This is a genomic window from Lentzea sp. NPDC055074 (assembly GCF_053608005.1).
This window is the reverse complement of the sequence record NZ_JBSGUQ010000004.1, coordinates 178,945-198,133: the sequence shown is the minus strand read 5'-3', so window position 1 is coordinate 198,133 and position 19,189 is coordinate 178,945. Positions and strand designations below refer to the sequence as shown.

Below are 19,189 nucleotides of genomic sequence, written 5' to 3'. Positions count from 1 at the left end.
GTGTTCCCAACGTCTCCAGGGGCAAGTGGCGGAATGGCAGACGCGCACGGTTCAGGTCCGTGTGTCCGAAAGGACGTGGGGGTTCAACTCCCCCCTTGCCCATCGAAAGACAGAGAGAACCCCTCTCGCGGAAATCGCGAGGGGGGTTCTTTCGTTGATCGGCAGGATCGGATTCCTTGATCCAACAGGTGATGTCTGTCACTCGTTCGGGGGGCGCCATGTGGGCGATGGCCGCGGCTGACTTCGGTGCCGAGCTCGCGCTCGTCGAGATTCCCCGGCCTGCGCCCGAGCCTGGTCAGCTCCTCGTTCGGCTCCTCGCGGCGAGCGTGAACCCGTTCGACCGCAAAGTCGTGAACGGGATGCTCCGCGGTTCCGCGCCCCACCGGTTCCCCCTTGTTCCCGGAACTGATGGTGCGGGTGAGGTCGAAGGTTCTGGAGAGAGGATTTTCGGCACCTTCTTCCACCGTCCCGTCGGCGGCGGAACATACGCCGAGTACGTCACAGTTCCGGCGGAGAACGCGTTGGCTCCGATCCCGGAAGGCCTCGATCCCGCCGTTGCCGCCGCATTGCCGACCGCGGGAATGACCGCATTGCAGTTGGTCGAGTCGCTCGGCACCGCGCAATCCGTGCTCGTCGTCGGCGCCACGGGCGGCGTCGGGTCGTTCGCGGTCCAGATCGCCCGTGCGGCCGGCAAGCGGGTCATCCCCATCGGCCGCGGCGACTCGCTCGTCGAGGCCGACGCGCTCATCGACCTCGTGAGCGCCGACCGTTCGTCGTTCGAGGAGAACGCGCGCTACGCGCCGTTGGCCTTCAACACCAACTACGTCTCCGCTGATCCCGCCCAGAACTTCGGCATGAAGGGGTCACGGGAAGCACTGGGGCGACTGGCGTCCCTGGTGCAGGCGGGTGACCTGGAAGTACCGATCGCCCGGCGCGTGCCGTTGCGTGATGCGACCGACGTTTTCGCAGGTCACGGGCCCGGTAAAACAGTGATCATCATGTAGGTGGTCGTTCTGGCGCGGTGAACGGTCGGCAGGCGGTGACCGGTACCGCTGACCGGCTTTTTGCCGCCACGCCTGGCGCACCCACTTTGAGCAGCCTTTTTGGTGCGTCCATCCGGATTAACGTCACCCAGACGGCAGCACCGTAGGACCGAACTCCCCTCGCCACTGTCCGACCGGTCACCGACCGGTCGGCGCCGTCGATCGCAGGGGGTCCTGTGACCTGGGGGCGGGCCGCGCGCTTCCTGCTAATTCTTATCCAGAGCACGAGTCGAAACGCGGCGGATCTCCCGCCGCGGGTGACGAGGAGGCACTGGCGTGAGCAGCACCCCAGCAAGGATCGCGGCACTCGACAGCTCGAACGGTCTGTCGACCACCCCGGTCCCGGTTCCGGAACTGCCCGCGTCCGTCGAGGAGTTGGCAGCCGCTGCGGCGATCCGCCTCGGCTGGCACGGCGTGGTTCTCCCCGAAATGGTCCTCATGGGCCGCAAGGTCGTCGTCGTGGCGGAGCTCCTGGCCGACGCCCACGCCGAGCGCGTGTGCGTGGGCGCGAGCCCCGAGGCCGACAAGACCACCGTCTCCACGTGGGTGTGGCCGGAGATGGAAGGCCGCGTGCCGCCGGCCGCCGTGCGCATCGTCGGAGTCCTGGCCGTCGCCCGCCACTGGAGGACCGCACTGGCCTCCGCGGTGCCCTTCGCCCGCTACGGCAACGCCGCGGTCGTCCTCCCCGAGTCGGTCGCCTTCTCGCACGACTACCTCGCGAACTGCCTGCCGCGCGTCCGTCGCTACGGCGTCTCCGTTCTGCTGGCCGACGATGAGAAGGACCTCTCGGTCGACGTGTCCGGTCGCCAGGAGAACGTGCCCTCCGAGGACACCGCCATCACGCGCTGGGTCAACGAAATGGTCTACGAGCAGATCCTCGCCACCGCTTCCTGATCCTCCGGTTCGCCGATCGCGAGTCGTGCCGGGCACGGTTCACTGATCTACGGTCGGGTCATGCGAGTAGTCATAGCCGGCGGACACGGGCAGATCGCGTTGCTCCTCGAGCAGCAGCTGGCCACCCGTGGACACGCCGCCACCGCACTGGTCCGGAACCCCGATCATTTTGGTGATGTGCAGGAAGCCGGAGCCGTTCCGGTGTTGTGCGACCTGGAGTCCGAGGAGTTGGACTCGGTCGCCGCGTATTTGAACGGTGCTGATGCGGCCGTGTTCGCCGCCGGTGCAGGCGCTGGATCTGGTGCTGCCCGCAAGGACACCGTGGACTACGGGGCCGCCGCTTTGTTCGCTTCCGCTGCTGTGGAGGCGGGGGTGCGGCGGTTTCTCCAGGTGTCCACGGTGGGGATCGAGGCTGCTGACTCGCCTGAGGTGGATGCTTCGTTCGCGGTGTACCTGAAGGCGAAGAAGCTTGCCGAGGAGGATCTTCGGTCGCGGGATCTCGACTGGACGATTCTTCGGCCAGGGCCGTTGGTCGATGACGCACCGACCGGGCTGGTCACCTTGGCTCCGCCTCGGTTGCCTCGGGCTTCGGTCACTCGGGCTGATGTTGCTGCTGTGTTGGCGGAGATGCTCGAGGCGCCTGGGACTTTTGGGAAGACGTTGGAGTTGGTGAACGGGTCCACGCCTGTTGCTGAGGCTGTTCGGGCTGTTCTCTGATCTTGTCGGATCTGCTGAGTACGTTGTGATGTAGGGGTTCCCGATTCGGGGGGACGCCTGCGTCAGCGTTCGTTGCTGTTGCGTGCGGCGGGTTGCTGTTGCGTGCTTCCCCTGGGGGCTCTGCCCCCAGACCCCCGGCAATCTGATCAGGGGGCCAGCGCTGCCGGCGGGTAGATGGCACGCCTGTTGCTTTGAGCGGCTGCCTGTTTCGTAGCTGGGTGGCGTTGGCGGTGGGGTCCCATCACAAGCCGAGCCAAGAGCGGGCCACATGCAGGTAGGGGTGTCAACTCGACGAAAAGCGTGTCGAGTTGACACCCCTACCTGCATGCAGCAAGAGCTGTGGCGCGACTCGTGATGGGACCCCACCGCCCATAGCTCTTGCTAAGGACGGCTCGCCTTCGGCTTCGCGTTGGTCAGGCGCCCAGCACTCGGTCCAGGTACTGGTTGGTGAAGGTTCTGTTGGGGTCTACCTCGTTGCGTACCCGTAGGAAGTCGTCGAAGTGTGGGTACAGCGGGCGTAGTTCTGTTGCCGTCAGGTCGTGCATCTTGCCCCAGTGCGGGCGGCCTCCTACTGACGCCGCGATGCTCGCGTACGCGTCGAAGAACGCCTTGTACTGCATGCCCAGTGCTTGGTGCATCGAGATGTAGGCGGTGTCTCTGCCGTTTGCCGTGGACAGCCAGATGTCGTCTGCCTGGGCCACTCGCACCTCGCACGGGACGATCAGGTGGTCGCGCTCTCCCAGCTTGTCGGCCACCGTGCGGAGTTCTTTGAGGACGTCCATCAGGGTCTCGCGGGGGATGGAGAACTCGGTCTCCACGAAGCGGACTCGGCGTGGGGTCACGAAGACGTTGTGCGAGTAGTCCGAGTAGGAGCGTTCCGAGATCAGGGAGCCGCAGAGTTCGTTGAGGCGCTTGGTGTAGCGGGGGAAGGTCTTCGCCACCTTGGTGACGGCGCCGAAGGCGGCGTTCTCCATCACCTCGTACTCCCAGGTCTGGCGGAGTTTGGAGAGTGGGCGGGCCTCTTCGGTGATCCTGTTGTTGCGCTTGAGGATCACGCGGTCCGAGTGGGTGAACCAGTGGAACTCGACGTGGTCCTCCACTGCGCAGAGGTCGTCGAACTGTTCCATCACCGCGTCCAGGCGGCCTGGGGACTCTTGGGCCTGCAGGACGAAGGCCGGGACGCACTGGAGAGTCAGGGTGCTGATGATGCCCAGGGCGCCCAGGCCTACGCGTGCCGCGTTGAAGAGGTCCGGGCGTTCTGTGCGGGAGCAGGTCACCACTGAGCCGTCGGCCAGGACCAGTTCCAGCTCGTGGATCGCTGTGGCCAGCACGCCCAGCTTGCCGCCTGTGCCGTGGGTCGAGGTGGAGACCGCGCCCGCCACTGTCTGGGCGTCGATGTCTCCCAGGTTCGGCATGGCCAGGCCCAGGCGGTGCAGGTCCGCGTTGAAGGTGCTCAGCGGGGTGCCGGAGCGGACTGTGACCAGGCCGGTTTCCGCGTCCGCGCGTACTATTCCGGTCCAGCGGTCCAGGTCCAGGGCGGTTTCCGGGGCCACTGCGATGTCGTTGAACGAGTGGCCGCTGCCCCTTGCGCGGACTCGGCCGCCGGCCAGGACTGCTGCCGCGATCTCGTCCGTGCTGGACGGGTGGACTACGCGCGTTGGCGTGCACGAAGCCGTTTTAGCCCAGTTCGTCCACACGCGAACCTCCACGAGAGAGTGTGACCTGCGAGTAACGTAAGTGAAAGCTCTTCACGTTTCAAGGGTTCAGGACGTACCGTCAGGGCATGCGCAGAACTCGACTCGATGCCGCGACGAAGGATCTGGATCCTCCGTTCGCGATCGTCGACCTGGATGCCTTCGACCACAACGCGGCGGACCTCGCCCGTCGCGCTGCCGGTCATCCGATCCGGGTCGCGAGCAAGTCGATCCGGGTTCGGGAACTGGTGAGCCGGGCCCTCGAACGGCCCGGTTACGCCGGGGTCATGTGCTACTCGCTGGCTGAGGCCTTGTGGTTGTCGGAGCAGAACGTCAGCGAAGACCTGCTTGTCGCTTATCCGACTGCTGACAGGGCGTCGTTGCAGAAGCTCGCTGCGAACGAGACCGCCCGGCAGCGGGTCACGATCATGGTCGACTCCGTTGAGCACCTCGACTTCGTCGACGCCGCCATCGGGCCGCACGCCGACATCCGGGTGTGCCTGGAGCTCGACGTGTCCTGGCGGCCGCTGCCCGGTGTCCACATCGGTCCGCGGCGGTCGTCGATCCACACGCCGGCGCAGGCGAAGGCTCTGGCCGCGAAGATCGTGCGGCGCACCGGGTTCAAGCTCGTCGGGGTCATGGCCTACGAGGGGCAGATCGCGGGGCTCGGGGACAACCCGCCCGGGCAGCCGTTCCGGGCCATCGGGATCCGGTTCATCCAGTCCAAGTCCGGGCCCGAGCTCGTGCAGCGGCGAACGGCCGTCGTCAGCGCCGTTCGGCAGGTCGCCGATCTGGAGTTCGTCAACGGTGGTGGCACCGGGAGCTTGGAGTTGACCGGGTCTGACCCCTCGGTGACGGAGTTGGCGGCTGGGTCCGGGCTCTTCGGGCCGACGCTGTTCGACGCCTACCAGGCGTTCACGCCGGAGCCGGCCGCGCTGTTCGCGTTGTCGGTGGTGCGCAAGCCGACCAAGCGGGTGGCCACGCTGTTCGCCGGCGGGTACATCGCGTCCGGCACGCCCACGCCCGACCGCCAGCCGTCGCCGTACCTGCCGGCCGGGCTGAAGACGCTCGGGCTCGAGGGCGCGGGCGAGGTGCAGACGCCGGTCACCGGCAGGGCGGCGGAGCACCTGCAGATCGGCGACCGCGTCTGGATGCGGCACGCCAAGGCGGGGGAGCTGTTCGAGCGGTTCGACGAGGTGCACCTGGTGCACGGTGATCGGATCGAGCGCACCGTGCCCACGTACCGCGGCGAGCGCCACAACTTCGGCTAGGTGCCTAGGCCGGCAGGCGTGACGACAGGTAGCCCCTGACCAGCGCCTTCGCTTCGATCAAGATCGCCTGGTCGCCCGTCGGGTTGTTCCGGAACGCCATCTTCAGCACGGCGTCCGCGGCCTCGACGGCGATCGCGATCGGCAGGCCGACCTCGCCGAACGGGATGCTGAACTTGCCGGAGATCAGCTCCGAGATCTTGTCGGAGATGACGGCGTTGTTGTCGCGGCGGTCGTCGAGCAGTCGCATGTCCACGACGTCACCGAAGTGGAGCTTCCCGAACGCGGGGATCTCGCGGTGCATCGTCACGTAGACGTCGAACACCGTGTCCACGGCGTCCCACCAGTGCTCGAGCGTCGCCTGCTCGAGCCGTTCGGTGATGCCCTGGGAGAACTTGTCGACGTTGCGCAGGGTCAGCGCCTGCACGACGGCTCTCTTGTCGGGGAAGAACTGGTAGAGCGAACCGACTGCTACGCCCGCTCTCTCCGCGATCAACGTCGTGGTGACGCCGTCGTAGCCCACCTCGTCGATCAGGGTGGCGCAGGCCTCGAGCATCCGCTCGACTCTTTTGGCGCTGCGCTGCTGGACGGGCTGGCGGCGAAGCGGGGTGGTGCTCGTCACGGCGACTCCCAGTAGTTCGGGTACTTCCATCTTGCCCGTTGCACGGCTCTTTCACTTCCCTGAACCTGTCAACACGCCTACGATCCGAACAAGTTTCACATTTGGAGGATCGATGAGCGACTTCCTGTGGGGAGTGTCGACGTCCGCGTTCCAGATCGAGGGCGCGTTCGACGCTGGCGGCCGTGGGCCCTCCGTGTGGGATGAGTTCTCTCCAGTACACGAGAACCAGAACGCTTCCGTTGCGTGCGACCACTACCACCGGTGGCGTGAGGACGTTGCGCTCATGACGCAGCTCGGCGTGAACGCGTATCGGTTCTCGATCGCGTGGCCGCGCATCCAGCCGTCCGGCAAAGGACCTGTCAACGCCGAGGGACTCGACTTCTACGACCGCCTGGTCGACGCGCTCGTCGATATCGGTATCCACCCGGTGGTGACGTTGTACCACTGGGACACCCCCGTGGCGCTGGAAGCGGAGGGCGGCTGGCTGAACCGGGACATCGCCGACCGGTTCGCCGACTACACGGCGCTGGTCGCGGACCGGCTAGCCGACCGCGTGAAGATGTGGATCCCAGTCAACGAACCGGCGATGGTGACGTTGCAGGGCTATGCGATCGGTGAGCACGCTCCCGGCAAGACGCTGCTCTTCGACGCGTTGCCGACCGCCCACCACCTGAACCTCGCCCACGGCCGTGCGGTCGAGGTGCTCCGTTCGGCTGGCGCGCAAGCGGTTGGCACGGCGAACAACCACACCCCCGCGTGGCCGGTTGGGCCGAACGACGTAGCAGCCGCCGAGGCGTACAGCGAAATCCACAACTGGATCTACGCGGACCCCATGCTGTCGGGCCGATATCCCGACGCAGTCGCCGATCTCCTGCCTATTGCCGATGGTGACCTGGCCACGATCCACCAGCCGCTCGACTTCTACGGCGTGAACTACTACAACCCGACGCGGCTCAGGGCGCCGTCCGAGGGCAACCCGCTGCCGTTCGAACTGGCGGAGATCGACGAGTACGAGCGCACCGGCTTCGGCTGGCCGATCGTGCCGGCCGGGCTCACCGAGATGATCACGACGTTGCGCGAGCGGCATCCTGACCTGCCGCCGGTCCACGTCACCGAGAGCGGGTGCAGCTTCCCCGACGGGCTGCAGGACGCCGAACGGATCGCCTACCTCGACGGACACCTCAAGGCCGCCCAGGCGGCCGACGTCTCCGGGTACTTCGTGTGGTCGCTGCTCGACAACTTCGAGTGGGAGGCCGGATATTCGCAGCGGTTCGGCCTCGTCCAGGTCGACTACGAGACGCAGGTCCGCACGCCGCGCGACTCGTTCCACTGGTACAGAAAGGTGATCAGCGGTGAGTGAAGCCCTCGCCGAGCCGGTGGTGCGGGTTCGCCGCGGCTGGATGACCTGGCTGTTCCTCGCGAACCTCGGGCTGTGGCTCGCGATCTACGCGCCGATCCAGGTGCTGCTCCCGCAGCAGGCCGAGCTGCTGAGCAAGGCCAACAAGGAGCTGGTGTTCGGCATCGTCACCGGCTTCGGCGGCCTGGTGTCGTTGCTGGTCGTGCCGTTGATCGGGTTCCTGTCCGACCGCACGACCTCGCGGTTCGGCCGCCGCCACCCGTGGACGCTGGGCGGCGCCGTGATCGGTGCCGCCGGACTCGCCGTGCTCGCCACCGCGCCGTCCGTCGTCGTCATGACCATCGGCTGGTGCCTGGTGCAGGCGGGGATCGGCGGCATGCTCGCCGCGCTGACCTCCGCGGTGCCGGACCGGGTCCCCGTCGAGCAACGGGCGCAGGTCGGCGGGCTCATCGGCATCAGCCAGATGCTCGGCACGGTGCTGGGCGCGGTCGTGGTGACGTTGCTGGTCAGCGGTCTGACCGCCGGTTACCTGGCGTGCGCGGCGATCGTCATCGTGGGTGCCCTCTTCTTCGTGTGGCGCACGCCCGACACGCAGCTCGTCGCGAAGCCCGTGAAGCCGACGTTCTGGATCTCGCCGCGCGAGCACCCCGACTTCGCCTGGGCTTGGCTCGGCCACCTGATGATCAACCTCGGCAACGCCTTCGGCACCCTCTACCTCCTCTACTTCCTCGGCGACGTCGTCCACCACCCGTCCCCGGAGGACGGTCTGCTGGTGTTGATGGCGCTCTACGGGGTGGCGCTCGCCGCAGGAGCGGTGCTGTTCGGCGCACGGAGTGATCGTTCTGGCCGTCGAAAGCCGTACGTGTACCTCGCGGCCGCGGTCATGGCGATCGCGGCGCTGCTGCTCGTCGCCTGGCCCACGTGGGAGGCCGCGCTGGTCGCCGCCCCGCTGCTCGGCGTCGGCTTCGGCACGTACTGGGCCGTCGCGATCGCACTGCTCACGCAGGTGCTGCCGGCCGCGTCCGACCGTGCCAAGGACCTGGGCGTGCTGAACGTGGCCAACGCGTTACCGCAGGTCATCGCCCCCTTGCTGACGGCGTTGATCCTCGCGAACCTGGGCGGGTACCGCGGGCTGTTCGCGGTGTCGGCGTTGGCGACGACGCTGGCGGCGGCGTTGATGAGTCGAGTGCGATCGGTGGTCTGATGCAGGTCGAGGGCAAGAAGGTTCTGGTCACGGGAGCGTCCCAGGGCATCGGCGCGGAGGCCGCGTTCAGGTTCGCGGCACATGGTGCGCACGTCCACCTTGTGGCCCGCAGCGCCGAACTGCTCGATCTGCAGGTCAAGCGGATCACCGAGTTCGGCGGCTCGGCGACCGCTCACCAGGCCGATCTCGCGGATGCCGCGCAGATCCGCGCGCTCGCCGAGGAGGTTCCGGCACCGGACGTGCTGGTCAACAACGCGGGGGTCGGCCGCTGGCTGTTCCTCGACGAGACCGAGCCGGAAGAGCTGGTCACGATGACCGCGGTGCCGTACCTGGCGGCGTTGTTGCTGACCAGGGAGTACCTGGGCGCCATGCGCACGCGCGGTTCCGGCTGGATCGTCACCGTGAACTCGCCGGTGTCCCGGCTGCCGATCCCCGGCTGCGTGGGCTACCAGTCGTCGCGGTGGGCGCTCAGGGGACTGACCGCGTCACTGCGCACGGACCTGCGGGGGACCGGCATCGGTGTCTCCGAGGTCATCCCCGGCAAGGTGAGCAGCGAGTACTTCACCAACAACCCCGGTGCCGAGGAGCGGATCCCGGGCATCGCCCGGCTGATGATCCCCACGGTCACGCCGGCGCAGTGCGCGAAGGCGATCGTCGACGCCGTCGAGAAGGAACGTGCAGAGCACCTGTTCCCGTGGCAGCTCAAGGCGTTCGAGATCTCCGGCCGGCTCTTCCCCGGACTGACGAGCTACCTCGCCTGGAAGACCGGCACCCACCGCTGAAAGCGCATGAAAACGGCCCCTGCCTGCGCGGGAGGTGCAGACAAGGGCCGTGGTTGGTGACCGCGGGCCGACAACGGTCGGGGAGGGTAGGTGCACGTCACCGGCCCGCGGGAATCTGTGGAGTTGTAAAGCTGACCGGGGCTCGCGATGTCGCGGTCGGGGGTTCGCACATCGCGAGCCACCGGTCAGTAGGCGGTTTGCAGACCTGGTCGTGTCGGGGGGACGCCAGGTCAGTCGCAAACGCCCGTTAGTGGGCTCGAGCCACCGCGCGGCGGGACCGGGTGACAGGAGGAGTCACCGGGGCCTCGCGCAGATGGCGAGCCGGGCGCGGGGCGAGTCCGCCCGCGACCAGGTGTTCGTACGCGGCGCGCCACACCGAGCAAGGTGACTTCGTCTGGCGCCAGCGGCCGGAACATTCGGGGCAGTTGCCCTTCTCGTCCGGCTCGTGCGCTGCCAGAAGTGCACGCCATCCCTCGGTCAGCCGAGGGAGCTCGGATCGAGCCACCGACAGGAGGGACGGGGCGTCCGCGCGGCTCGCCAGCTCAGTGAGCAGGTCGAGGCGTTCCCACACAGCGTTGCGAAGAACCTGTCCGAGGATCGCGTCCATTGAACGTCACCGTCACCTTTCCGCCTGGTCGGCGGCTTCGCGTAGCGCAGCCCTGAGCTGTACGAGCTGGTCGTGGGACAAGACTGCCGTCTCCCCGGGAGGGCCTACCAGGACCACTTGGCCCTGAACGACCTTCACGGTGAGCTGGCGGTCCCGGTCGACCACGTCGCCGCAGCTGATCTGCCACGTCCGACGTTGCCCGGTCATGCCGCGCCATGTGGATTCGGTGTCACCCGTCTCCACAATGGAGGTGGAGCCTGAGGAGGAGCTGTCCACTATTAGGTCGTTCCTCTCCGTGCTCACTCGCTTACCGGAATCTAGATTGCGATGATTCATGCCGGAACGGGACGTCACAGCGCCCACCGGTGGAAGTCTTACGGTGAGCGGTAAGCGGTGTTCGGTAGAGCCGATCAGCTCCGCCGAAGAGGACTTCTCGGGCTCGGGGACCTGCCCCTAGTCTGCCGATGACGCCCAACGGACTGTGAGGGTGCGCGATGAACACCATGAGTTCCCAGGGCTCTCCTATCCCCACCGACGTGTGGGACCACCAGGAGATGCGGGACGCACTTGCCCGACGAGAGATCAGCTCGGTCTACCGGCTGCTCCGAAGGCACGGCGTGTCCCAGCGCCAGATCGCGGCGCTCACTGGGCAGTCGCAGTCCGAAGTCTCGGAGATCCTCAAGGGACGTCAGGTCATGGCCTACGACGTTCTGACCAGGATCGCCATCGGCTTGGGTGTCCCACGTGGATACATGGGTCTCGCCTACGACGAGACAACGGCAGTACGGGTGGCCGCGACCGCGGACTCACCCCATCCTGAGGAGGACGAGTCGGTGAAGCGTCGGAAGTTCCTCGCGCACGCCGCCGCCGTGACAGTGGGCGCGGCCGTGTTCGGAGCGGACTCCGGGTCGTGGGTTTCACACCCCACACAGACTCCGGCTCCGGGACGCATCGGCATGACCGATGTGCGCCAGGTCGAAGCGGCCACTCGCGCGTTGCGTGCCCTGGACTACCAGTACGGCGGCGGTTCCTGCCGCGACGCGGTGGTCGCCCAGCTGTCCTGGGGACAGCAGATGCTGGGTGCGAGCTCGACGGACATCGTGCGCCAGCGACTCTTCGTCGCCCTGGCGGACCTGCACAACCTCGCCGGCTGGACGTCGTTCGACACGGGCCTGATGGACTCCGCCCGCAACCACTTCGGCCAGGCGCTCGACCTCGCCAAGCAGGGCGAGAACGAGGCCCTGATGGCGAACATCCTGTACCGCATGGGCCGCGTCTACTTGCACCAGAACGCCCCGGACGACGCGCTGAAGGTGTTCCAGCTGGGTCAGCTGGCCGCGCAGAACTCCGGTTCCGAGCTGGCTGTGGGCATCCTGTGCGCGAACGAGGCCTGGGCCTACGCGAAGATGGGCTCCGACGAGCAGGCGCTCAAGCTGCTCGGCCGCGCGCGTGACGAGTTCTCCCGTGCGAACGTCGCCGAGGCCCCCGCCTGGGCCAAGTTCTTCAACGAGATCGACCTCTCGTCGATGATCGGCACGGTGCACACGGAGCTGGCCCAGACGGTCGACGCCAAGTACACGAGGACCGCGATCCCCGCGCTGTCCAAGGCGATCAACAACTTCGGTGACGAGTACGCCCGCAGCCGCTCGTTCAACCTGACCTCGATGGCGATCAACCACCTGCTCGAGGGCGACATCGACCACGGCGCCAAGATCGGTCGCCAGGCCGTTGACCTGTCGGAAAGCCTCAAGTCGGTGCGTACGAAGCAGCGCATGGAGCCCCTTCGCCAGGAGGCCGACAAGCGCCGCAACAACCCCGAGGCCCGCGAGCTCGCCGACCGCGTCGCGCGGTTCACCGGCGCCGAGTCGGCCGCCTGAGCCAATCTCGTTTGGGTCCTATAGCACCACTTTTGGATGGTGTGGGACACGAACCGGTAACGCCAGGACCTTCGCACACGAATGCAGCATCGACGGGCGAGAAATCCACGCCTAAGGTGCGGCAGGTCGGGGCGAAGGACGAGGTGCGGCGCGTGAGCCTTACTCGGAGGTGGCGTTCCAGGAGAGCGCTGCGGTCCGCGCAGTTGCTCGACGAGGTGGTGGACACCCAGCTACCGCTGCTCGCGGGTTTCGACGAGGAGCGCCGGCGCCGGTCCGCCGACTACCTGGCCGAGCTCGTGGCGTTGGCTCAGGACTACCGCTACTACGCCAACGGCTGGATCGACAGCCGTGAGCTGGACCGTCGCGGTCAGCGGACGATGAACCGGCTGGCGCGGATGCGCGAAGAATCTTCGGCGCGACTGATCACCGACTAGTCCTTTCGTGGGCAGCTCGTCGCGCCGATCGGACCACTCGCCGAGTCCGGCGAAGTCATGGATGTTTCACGTTGAACATGTGTCCGGCCCTCACCAGGGCACGGTCCCGGTGTCGTCGAACAGACCGCCGGTAGGACCGTCGTCGGGCAGCTTCGCCAGCCTGATCGCGGCCTTCGCACCGTCCGCGGGAGTGCTCGTTCCCTGGAACCCGTTGAGGTCGGTCGCCACGTAACCGGGGCAGACGGCGTTGACCTTGATGTTCGTCAGCTCCTTCGCGTACTGGACGGTCAGCGCGTTCAGGAACGTCTTCGCCGGCGTGTAGGTGCCGTTGACCTCGCCGAAGTCCACCTCTGGAGTCGTCTGCAGCGTCAGTGACGCGAGGTGGCTCGACTGGTTGACGATCCGCGGCCATGCGGACCGGGCCAGCAGCGGCAGCATCGCGTTGGTGACGCGGACGACGCCGATCACGTTCGTCTCCAGCACCTCCCGCAGGCTCTCCGGTGTGGCGGAGGACGGCGCCGCGGGCCACGCCCCGGCGATGGCCGCGTTGTTGACCAGCACGTCGAGGCGGCCGAACCGTTCCTCGAACAGCGTCACCGCCGCCCGGACGCTCTCGTCGTCGGTCACGTCCAGCGGCACCACAAACGCGTCGACGCCGTTCGCGCGCAGTTTCGCCACGGCCTCCTCGCCGCGCCGGGCATCCCTCGCGCCGACCCCGACGGTCATTCCGAGACCCGCCGCGATCTCGTAGCCGATGCCCTTGTTCGCGCCGGTGACCAGCGCAATCGTCTGTTCGCTCATGCATTTGATCGTGGTCCGGTGCCCGCTCGAGACCAACACCGCTTCGGTGTGGCAGCGATACCCGGCCGGTATCGATAGCGTGGGCGGTGTGGAGACCCGAGAGCTTCGGTACTTCGTCGCGGTCGCCGAAGAACTGCACTTCGGCCGCGCTGCAGACCGCCTCGGCATCGCGCAGCCGCCGCTGTCCCGGACGATCGCCCAGCTCGAACACCGGCTCGGCGTCGCGTTGCTGACCCGCACCAGCCGCAAGGTCTCGCTCACCGCCGCGGGCGCCGTGCTGCTGGCCGAGGCCAGGGTGATCCTCGGCGCGGTGGCCGCGGCGGAGAGGCGCACCAGGACCGTCGACCGGCCGTCGCTGGTGCTGGCCGCCAAGGCGGGTGGTTCCAGCGAGCTGCTGGCGAAGCTGCTCGACGCCTACGCCGCCGAACCCGGTGCGGTCGCCGTCGACCTGCTGCTGTGCAAGGCCCACACCGCGCAACCGCTGCTCGACGGCCGGGCCGACGTGGCGCTCCTGCACGAGCCGTTCGACTCGACCGCGGGTCTCGACGTCGAGGCTCTGCGCGTCGAGAACCAGTTCGCGATCCTGCCGACCTCGCACCCACTGGCCGGTGCGGCCCAGCTGAGGATGGCCGACGTCGACCTGCCGGAGCTCGCGCGTTGGCCGGAGCCCGACGGCACCTACCTCCCCGGCCCCGGCGTGGAGGTGCACGACCTGACGCAGCTGTTCCAGATGATCTCGCTCGGCCGGGCCGTCGCGGTCATGCCGGAGGTTGTCCGCACCGGCCTGCTCGAAGGCCTGGTCGCAGTGCCGGTGGTCGATGCGCCGAAGGTGACGACGGTGATCGCATGGCCGCCGCACAGCAGGTCACGTGCCGTTGCCGACCTGGTCGGGGTGGCGACGGGGTTCAGCTGACCGGAGCGCGGCTCAGCACGACGGCGAGCCCGAACGCGACGCCCATGACGGTCACCTCGAGGATCGCCCACTGGACGATCGCGGTGACCTTGTGCTGGGAGATCTTCGGCAGCAGCCGCCACCGGATGTGCGCGCCGAGCACCGCGATCAGCCCCGTGCAGACGGTCTTGCCCAGGAACAGCAGGCCGTAGCCGGTCGTGAACAGCGACTGCGGGAACGGCACGACGGGGTTGAGGACCAGCTCCAGCAACCCGTTGAATAGGCCCGTCACCGCGACGACGACCAGGCAGACGGTCGCGATCCGGGAGAACTTCGGCAGCGCGATCGCCAGCAGTCCCTTGCGGTAGGCGACCAGCGCCATCAACGCGCCGAGCCCACCGGTCCAGGCCGCGGCGCCCAGCACGTGCAGCTCCATGGAGACCATCGAGTAGTCGTGGTACTTCCAGTTGGAGGCGTGCCCGGTCACCGGGATCGGCAGCAGCCCGAACATCGAGATGAGAATGCGCAGCTCAGCGGGCACGGACTCACCGCTGCGCACGGCCATCACGCCGACGATCAGGTAGACGAACGCGCAGGCCGCGCTGAACAGCAGGCCCTTGCCGGCGCCGACGGACCCGATGTAGTCGAGGGCGTTGGCGACGCTGACGTTGCTGCCCGGCCGCAGCTCGGCGGCCTGCAGGACGATGGCCGTCAGTGCGGTGACCACCCAGACGGCGGCGGCGATGACCGCGGCCGGCCGGGCGATGCGCATGACGGGTTCGGTGTGCGTGGGCCGGTCGAAGCCGAGCAGCTTCGGCAGGATCGACAGCCCGACGACGATCGTCGCCGAGACGTCGAGCAGGACCCTGGTGACCGGAAGGCCGTACCGGACCGCCGCCCCCGCGTCGACGACCCCGGCGACCACGACGGGTGGTGCCAGCACGAGGCCGAGCGCGATGCCACCGAGTGCGCCGAACACCAGTCCGGCGAGCACGCGGTAGTGGGTGGGGGCGGCGGTCCGGACGTCGCTCATGCCTTCGAGCCTCCGCCGCCGCGCAGGGCGAAGAACACGCCTCCGCCGAGCAGCACGACGGCGCCGACGATCCAGACCCAGATGGGCAGGCCGTCCGACGGCTGATCCTTGAGGTTGCTGACCTCGCCCTGGCGGGGCGTGCCGGTGCCGTCCTTGGTGAGGGTGAACGTCAGCTCACCGGACACGGGGTGCCCGTCCGCGGACAGGATGCGGTAGCCGATCTTGTACTCGCCGGCCTTGCCGAGGGCGTCGACCTTCTGCGAGACCGCCGTGTCCTTGATCGTCGGGTCGCCCGCGACCTCGTAGTGGCCGCCGCTCGAGTCGGTGACCGAGATGGCGTTGATGCCCTGACCACCCTGGACGTCCTGGTCGAACGTCAGCGTGATGCTCGACGGGCCGACCTCCAGCGAGGCCTTGTCCTTCGGGTCGCTGCCGATCAGCGCGTTGTGCGCCGCCGCGGGGGCGGCCGTGGCGAGCACGGCCGCACCGGCGAACAGGAACGCGATTAGCGCACGCTTCATGCCTTGCGCCTCGAACGGAGGATCGCGCCGACACCGAAGCCGAGGCCGAGCGCGCCGATGACCAGACCCGCGCCACCGAGGTAGCGGGCAGTCTGGTCGGAACCGCCGGCGGACGCCTCGTGCGTGTCCGTGCCGGCGTTGGTCGCGCCGTGGCCGTGGTCGTCCGCACCGGCGGCCTTCGGGGCGAGCTTCAGCGCGGGGGCCGGGTGCTCCGGCTCCTTGCCGTCCGAGCCGGTGGCCTGTGCCCAGTCGACGACCTCGCCGTTGTCGTAGGTCTGCTTGGTCGGGAGCTCCAGCTTGTCCTTGCCCTCGGGCAGGGTGCCGATGGCGACGAAGAACTCCTGGTACTCGTTGACGTTGATCTTCACACCGGGCTCGGCGGTCCAGGTGATCGTCTTGAACGCCTCCGTGACCTCCTTGCCGGCGATCGTCACGGGCTTGTCGAGCTTGCCCTTGACGGCCTCGGCCTTCCAGCCGGCGAGGGGCTTGGTGCGCACCGAGGTGAGCGGCGTGTCCTGCGGCAGCGTCACCTCGATCTTGGTGGTGCCGGCGTTGTCGCGCTCGTTCGGGACGCGGAACGCGAAGGTGGCGCGGCCGCCCTGGGTGAACTCCGCGGGCTGGGCGCTGACGTGGGCCGACGCGATGGTCGGGGTGCCGAGCACGGCGATACCGGCAACGGCGAGAACGGCGAGCGTGCGCACGCCAAATCGATTTGTCGACATGAAGTTGTGGCTCCTGATGCCAAAGGGGGCTTGCAAGGGGATACGGATGATCAGGAGTCACAGGGCGGGCCGCGCCGCCGATTCGCACGCGTCAGGTCCAGCTGGTGCGCGTTCCGGACGTACGGCGTGCTGGTGAACGTCCGCACCGGGGTCGTGACCGGCAGCGGCGTGAGCCTGCGGGGGATCAGGCGGGTGACGGCGGCGATCAGCCTGAACAGGGCGTTCTCGGCGTGGAACAGCAGGATGCCGGTCAGCGTCGCGGCGACGAGGTGCGCCAGGAACATCTGCCAGTTCAGCGTGTTGTTGTGCTCGTGGTTGACCCACGTCAGCAACAGGTGCTGGGCGAGCTGTGCCGTGCCGAGCCCGGCGATGACCGAGAGCTTCCCCGTGCGCTTGTCCGCGAGAGACGCTGCCGCGAACGCGATCAGCACCACCAGTGGCGCCGCGTGGAGGAACTCGCTGATCTCGCCGCCGCCCAGCCCGTGGGCGGTGATCGTGAGCGCGGCGGACGTCAGCGCGAGTGCGGCACCGCGAAGGGTGCGCAACTCACTCGTCCGTGTGCTCACGAGGCTTGAGGGTAATCGGAGGAGTTTGCGCCGGTCTACCAGTGGGTATGCGGGGACGCATGACCGTTCAATGCGACAAGCCGGGCCGTACCGACCGGGTCGTGTTCGGCGTTGCCGCAGGTCTCACGCTTGCGTTCGTGACCTGGGGAATCGTCGGCACAGAGAGTTTGGCCTCCGCCTCGAAGGCGGCGCTGGGATGGATCATCCAGCATCTGGGATGGGCCTTCGTGCTCTCCGCCACTGGCTTCGTGGTCTTCGCGCTGTGGCTCGCGTTCAGCCGCTACGGCAAGATCCCGCTCGGTCAGGACGACGAGAAACCCGAGTTCAAGACGGTCTCGTGGGTCGCCATGATGTTCAGCGCCGGCATGGGCATCGGGCTCATGTTCTACGGCGTCAACGAGCCGCTGACCCACTTCGTGAAGCCGCCGCCCGGCACCGACGGGGACCCGTTGGAGACGGCGATGGCCACCACGCTCTTCCACTGGACGCTGCACCCGTGGGCGATCTACGCCATCGTCGGCATCGCCATCGCGTACAGCAGCTTCCGCCGTGGACGTTCTTCGCTGATCAGCTCCGCCTTCGCCCCCCTGCTGGGCAAGCGGGCTGCCAGCGGCTGGGGTCGTGTGATCGACGTGATGGCGATCTTCGCGACCCTGTTCGGCTCGGCCGCCTCCCTCGGTCTCGGCGCCCTGCAGATCGGGAGCGGGCTGGAGGCGGCCGGCTGGGCCGGTGACGTCGGCAAGGGTGTGCTGGTCGCGATCATCGCGATCCTGACCGTGGCCTTCGTCGCGTCCGCCGTGTCGGGAGTCGCCAAGGGCATCCAGTGGCTGTCGAACATCAACATGGTGCTGGCCGTGGTGCTGGCGCTGTTCCTGTTCGTGGTCGGCCCGACGATCTTCATCCTGAACCTGCTGCCCACGGCACTCGGTGACTACTTCCGCGAGCTCGCGACGATGGCGGGCCGCACCGCCGCGTCCGGTGGCGACGTGACCGAGACCTGGCTGTCCGGCTGGACGATCTTCTACTGGGCCTGGTGGATCTCGTGGACGCCGTTCGTCGGCATGTTCATCGCCCGCATCTCGCGCGGCCGCACGATCAAGCAGTTCGTGACCGGCGTGATCCTGGTGCCGTCCGCGGTGTCGCTGGTGTGGTTCGCGATCCTCGGTGGCACGGCGATCTTCGAGCAGCGGGGCGGCGCGGACATCGCGGGTCAGTCGACGCCGGAGTCGCAGCTCTTCACGTTGCTCGACCAGTTCCCGCTCGCCGCGGTGGCCAGCGTCGTCGTGATGATCCTGGTGGCGATCTTCTTCGTGTCCGGCGCGGACGCGGCGTCGATCGTCATGGGAACGCTCTCCCAGGAGGGCTCGATCCAGCCCAAGAAACCGGTGGTGGTCTTCTGGGGCGTGCTGACCGGTGCCGTCGCCGCGGTCATGCTGCTCGTCGGCGGGTCGAACGCGCTGACGGGCCTGCAGAACCTGACGATCATCGCGGCGCTGCCGTTCATGGTCGTGATGATCGGGCTGTGCGTCTCGCTGGCCAAGGACCTGCGCTCCGACCCGATGATCAGGCGCGAGGAACGCGTCGCCGAGGTGATGGAGGAGGTCACCGCGCACCTCGACCCCGGTCAGGTGGTCGAGGAGGCGGCGGTCAAGGCCGTTGCCGAGGTGACCGGCAAGGTGCCGAACGTCAGCGAACGTTCAAACGCCTGAGCAACTCCTGCTCCAGCACGTCCAGATCAGTTCCGACGGCCCGGTGCGCTGCTTTGCGCCGGGCCGTCGGCATGCGTTCGGAAGCACGAACGGCGGCGAGCAACTGTGAGAGCCGTGCCTCGGTCTTCGAAACCCAATCGGAATCTGTCGCCCGCAATGTCTCGAGCGAGTCCGAAAAGCCGACAATTCGAGCGTGCAACCGGGCGCCGTATCCGGAGTACCTGCCGATGTCCGCGACGTCGATGCCGAGCCTGCGCGCGCGGTACCGGTCGTACTGCTCGCTCAAAACCCCAGCTCCGCGGGCGATCACCGGGGCCAGCACCGGAATGAGCGCGGGGGCCACCACCTTCGCGACTCCGACCAGGTTCTTCGCCCTGCCGGCCGTGAAGCCGCCCTTCGCTTTGCGCGCCATTCGGGTACACCTCCTCCGTCACGTGAAACTTACT

At 67.7% G+C, this 19,189-nt stretch carries 21 protein-coding genes and 1 tRNA gene; 12 read left to right on the top strand and 10 right to left on the bottom strand.

Annotated features, from left to right (window positions below):
- Positions 1-19 precede the first annotated feature (19 nt).
- The 4 genes from ACWF7A_RS11370 (at position 20) to ACWF7A_RS11355 (ending at position 2,654) form a co-directional block, all read left to right on the top strand.
- Positions 20-102: transfer RNA gene (locus tag ACWF7A_RS11370), tRNA-Leu, on the top strand.
- A gap of 125 nt (positions 103-227) precedes the next feature.
- Complete coding sequence (locus ACWF7A_RS11365) at positions 228-1,004, top strand: NADP-dependent oxidoreductase (RefSeq protein ID WP_452250339.1); 777 nt, start codon at positions 228-230, stop codon at positions 1,002-1,004.
- 315 nt (positions 1,005-1,319) lie between these two features.
- Complete coding sequence (locus ACWF7A_RS11360) at positions 1,320-1,937, top strand: hypothetical protein (protein WP_452250338.1); 618 nt, start codon at positions 1,320-1,322, stop codon at positions 1,935-1,937.
- A gap of 60 nt (positions 1,938-1,997) precedes the next feature.
- The gene (locus ACWF7A_RS11355; RefSeq protein ID WP_452250337.1) at positions 1,998-2,654 is read left to right on the top strand and encodes an NAD(P)H-binding protein; all 657 of its coding nucleotides are present in this window, start codon (positions 1,998-2,000) and stop codon (positions 2,652-2,654) included.
- Positions 2,655-3,067: 413 nt separating this feature from the next.
- On the opposite strand, the gene ACWF7A_RS11350 is transcribed toward ACWF7A_RS11355, so the two are convergent.
- Positions 3,068-4,363: a D-arabinono-1,4-lactone oxidase gene (locus ACWF7A_RS11350; RefSeq protein ID WP_452250336.1), complete on the bottom strand. Its 1,296-nt coding sequence runs from the start codon at positions 4,361-4,363 to the stop codon at positions 3,068-3,070.
- A gap of 74 nt (positions 4,364-4,437) precedes the next feature.
- On the opposite strand from ACWF7A_RS11350, the gene ACWF7A_RS11345 reads away from it, so the two are divergent.
- Positions 4,438-5,619: an amino acid deaminase/aldolase gene (locus tag ACWF7A_RS11345; protein WP_452250335.1), complete on the top strand. Its 1,182-nt coding sequence runs from the start codon at positions 4,438-4,440 to the stop codon at positions 5,617-5,619.
- A 4-nt stretch (positions 5,620-5,623) separates the two neighbouring features.
- Here the strand turns inward: ACWF7A_RS11345 and ACWF7A_RS11340 are convergent, their stop codons facing one another.
- Complete coding sequence (locus ACWF7A_RS11340) at positions 5,624-6,268, bottom strand: TetR family transcriptional regulator (RefSeq protein ID WP_452250334.1); 645 nt, start codon at positions 6,266-6,268, stop codon at positions 5,624-5,626.
- A gap of 82 nt (positions 6,269-6,350) precedes the next feature.
- Between ACWF7A_RS11340 and ACWF7A_RS11335 the strand changes: the two genes are divergently transcribed.
- The 3 genes from ACWF7A_RS11335 to ACWF7A_RS11325 are packed head-to-tail and all read left to right on the top strand — an operon-like array spanning position 6,351 to position 9,581.
- Positions 6,351-7,598, top strand: a complete 1,248-nt coding sequence (locus tag ACWF7A_RS11335; RefSeq protein ID WP_452250333.1) for a GH1 family beta-glucosidase — start codon at positions 6,351-6,353, stop codon at positions 7,596-7,598.
- A gap of 40 nt (positions 7,599-7,638) precedes the next feature.
- Positions 7,639-8,799: an MFS transporter gene (locus ACWF7A_RS11330; protein ID WP_452250659.1), complete on the top strand. Its 1,161-nt coding sequence runs from the start codon at positions 7,639-7,641 to the stop codon at positions 8,797-8,799.
- Positions 8,799-9,581 (top strand): SDR family NAD(P)-dependent oxidoreductase, encoded by a 783-nt coding sequence (locus ACWF7A_RS11325; protein WP_452250332.1) that lies wholly within the window; start codon positions 8,799-8,801, stop codon positions 9,579-9,581. The genes ACWF7A_RS11330 and ACWF7A_RS11325 overlap by 1 nt, the downstream gene beginning before the upstream one ends.
- A 247-nt stretch (positions 9,582-9,828) precedes the next feature.
- On the opposite strand, the gene ACWF7A_RS11320 is transcribed toward ACWF7A_RS11325, so the two are convergent.
- Together ACWF7A_RS11320 and ACWF7A_RS11315 are read right to left on the bottom strand one after the other, a co-directional pair.
- A complete protein-coding gene (locus ACWF7A_RS11320; protein ID WP_229905105.1) occupies positions 9,829-10,188 on the bottom strand; it encodes a hypothetical protein in 360 nt (119 codons plus the stop codon).
- A 12-nt stretch (positions 10,189-10,200) separates the two neighbouring features.
- Complete coding sequence (locus tag ACWF7A_RS11315) at positions 10,201-10,491, bottom strand: hypothetical protein (RefSeq protein ID WP_307790106.1); 291 nt, start codon at positions 10,489-10,491, stop codon at positions 10,201-10,203.
- A gap of 191 nt (positions 10,492-10,682) precedes the next feature.
- Here ACWF7A_RS11315 and ACWF7A_RS11310 point away from each other — a divergent pair, with 191 nt between their 5' ends.
- Complete coding sequence (locus ACWF7A_RS11310; RefSeq protein ID WP_452250331.1) at positions 10,683-12,065, top strand: helix-turn-helix domain-containing protein; 1,383 nt, start codon at positions 10,683-10,685, stop codon at positions 12,063-12,065.
- A 152-nt stretch (positions 12,066-12,217) separates the two neighbouring features.
- Entirely contained in the window at positions 12,218-12,499 is a 282-nt protein-coding gene (locus tag ACWF7A_RS11305; RefSeq protein ID WP_093596166.1) for a hypothetical protein, read from the top strand.
- A gap of 90 nt (positions 12,500-12,589) precedes the next feature.
- On the opposite strand, the gene ACWF7A_RS11300 is transcribed toward ACWF7A_RS11305, so the two are convergent.
- Positions 12,590-13,300 carry an SDR family oxidoreductase gene (locus tag ACWF7A_RS11300; RefSeq protein ID WP_452250330.1) on the bottom strand — a complete coding sequence of 237 codons (711 nt, stop codon included), beginning with the start codon at positions 13,298-13,300 and terminating at the stop codon, positions 12,590-12,592.
- Between the two features lie 88 nt (positions 13,301-13,388).
- On the opposite strand from ACWF7A_RS11300, the gene ACWF7A_RS11295 reads away from it, so the two are divergent.
- Positions 13,389-14,213, top strand: coding sequence for a LysR family transcriptional regulator (locus tag ACWF7A_RS11295; RefSeq protein ID WP_452250329.1), 825 nt, complete (start codon positions 13,389-13,391; stop codon positions 14,211-14,213).
- Here the strand turns inward: ACWF7A_RS11295 and ACWF7A_RS11290 are convergent.
- The 4 genes from ACWF7A_RS11290 to ACWF7A_RS11275 form a co-directional block, all read right to left on the bottom strand.
- Positions 14,206-15,225: a copper resistance D family protein gene (locus ACWF7A_RS11290; RefSeq protein ID WP_452250328.1), complete on the bottom strand. Its 1,020-nt coding sequence runs from the start codon at positions 15,223-15,225 to the stop codon at positions 14,206-14,208. The two genes, ACWF7A_RS11295 and ACWF7A_RS11290, sit on opposite strands and share 8 nt — an antisense overlap.
- The gene (locus ACWF7A_RS11285; protein ID WP_452250327.1) at positions 15,222-15,746 is read right to left on the bottom strand and encodes a copper resistance CopC family protein; all 525 of its coding nucleotides are present in this window, start codon (positions 15,744-15,746) and stop codon (positions 15,222-15,224) included. The genes ACWF7A_RS11290 and ACWF7A_RS11285 overlap by 4 nt, the downstream gene beginning before the upstream one ends.
- The gene (locus ACWF7A_RS11280) at positions 15,743-16,447 is read right to left on the bottom strand and encodes a YcnI family copper-binding membrane protein (RefSeq protein WP_452250326.1); all 705 of its coding nucleotides are present in this window, start codon (positions 16,445-16,447) and stop codon (positions 15,743-15,745) included. Before ACWF7A_RS11280 ends, ACWF7A_RS11285 begins: the two co-directional genes overlap by 4 nt.
- Positions 16,448-16,518: 71 nt before the next feature.
- Complete coding sequence (locus ACWF7A_RS11275; RefSeq protein ID WP_452250325.1) at positions 16,519-17,034, bottom strand: hypothetical protein; 516 nt, start codon at positions 17,032-17,034, stop codon at positions 16,519-16,521.
- Positions 17,035-17,093: 59 nt separating this feature from the next.
- On the opposite strand from ACWF7A_RS11275, the gene ACWF7A_RS11270 reads away from it, so the two are divergent.
- Positions 17,094-18,743, top strand: coding sequence for a BCCT family transporter (locus ACWF7A_RS11270; RefSeq protein WP_452250324.1), 1,650 nt, complete (start codon positions 17,094-17,096; stop codon positions 18,741-18,743).
- On the opposite strand, the gene ACWF7A_RS11265 is transcribed toward ACWF7A_RS11270, so the two are convergent.
- Positions 18,721-19,155: a DUF6474 family protein gene (locus ACWF7A_RS11265; RefSeq protein ID WP_452250323.1), complete on the bottom strand. Its 435-nt coding sequence runs from the start codon at positions 19,153-19,155 to the stop codon at positions 18,721-18,723. The two genes, ACWF7A_RS11270 and ACWF7A_RS11265, sit on opposite strands and share 23 nt — an antisense overlap.
- Positions 19,156-19,189 lie beyond the last annotated feature (34 nt).

Coding starts and splice junctions, on each gene's coding strand:
- ACWF7A_RS11365 (WP_452250339.1), top strand. CDS start 228: ATGGCCGCGGCTGACTTCGGTGCCGAGCTCGCGCTCGTCGAGATTCCC.
- ACWF7A_RS11265 (WP_452250323.1), bottom strand. CDS start 19,155: ATGGCGCGCAAAGCGAAGGGCGGCTTCACGGCCGGCAGGGCGAAGAAC.
- ACWF7A_RS11300 (WP_452250330.1), bottom strand. CDS start 13,300: ATGAGCGAACAGACGATTGCGCTGGTCACCGGCGCGAACAAGGGCATC.
- ACWF7A_RS11310 (WP_452250331.1), top strand. CDS start 10,683: ATGAACACCATGAGTTCCCAGGGCTCTCCTATCCCCACCGACGTGTGG.
- ACWF7A_RS11335 (WP_452250333.1), top strand. CDS start 6,351: ATGAGCGACTTCCTGTGGGGAGTGTCGACGTCCGCGTTCCAGATCGAG.
- ACWF7A_RS11270 (WP_452250324.1), top strand. CDS start 17,094: ATGACCGTTCAATGCGACAAGCCGGGCCGTACCGACCGGGTCGTGTTC.
- ACWF7A_RS11290 (WP_452250328.1), bottom strand. CDS start 15,225: ATGAGCGACGTCCGGACCGCCGCCCCCACCCACTACCGCGTGCTCGCC.
- ACWF7A_RS11285 (WP_452250327.1), bottom strand. CDS start 15,746: ATGAAGCGTGCGCTAATCGCGTTCCTGTTCGCCGGTGCGGCCGTGCTC.
- ACWF7A_RS11330 (WP_452250659.1), top strand. CDS start 7,639: ATGACCTGGCTGTTCCTCGCGAACCTCGGGCTGTGGCTCGCGATCTAC.
- ACWF7A_RS11345 (WP_452250335.1), top strand. CDS start 4,438: ATGCGCAGAACTCGACTCGATGCCGCGACGAAGGATCTGGATCCTCCG.
- ACWF7A_RS11320 (WP_229905105.1), bottom strand. CDS start 10,188: ATGGACGCGATCCTCGGACAGGTTCTTCGCAACGCTGTGTGGGAACGC.
- ACWF7A_RS11340 (WP_452250334.1), bottom strand. CDS start 6,268: ATGGAAGTACCCGAACTACTGGGAGTCGCCGTGACGAGCACCACCCCG.
- ACWF7A_RS11325 (WP_452250332.1), top strand. CDS start 8,799: ATGCAGGTCGAGGGCAAGAAGGTTCTGGTCACGGGAGCGTCCCAGGGC.
- ACWF7A_RS11355 (WP_452250337.1), top strand. CDS start 1,998: ATGCGAGTAGTCATAGCCGGCGGACACGGGCAGATCGCGTTGCTCCTC.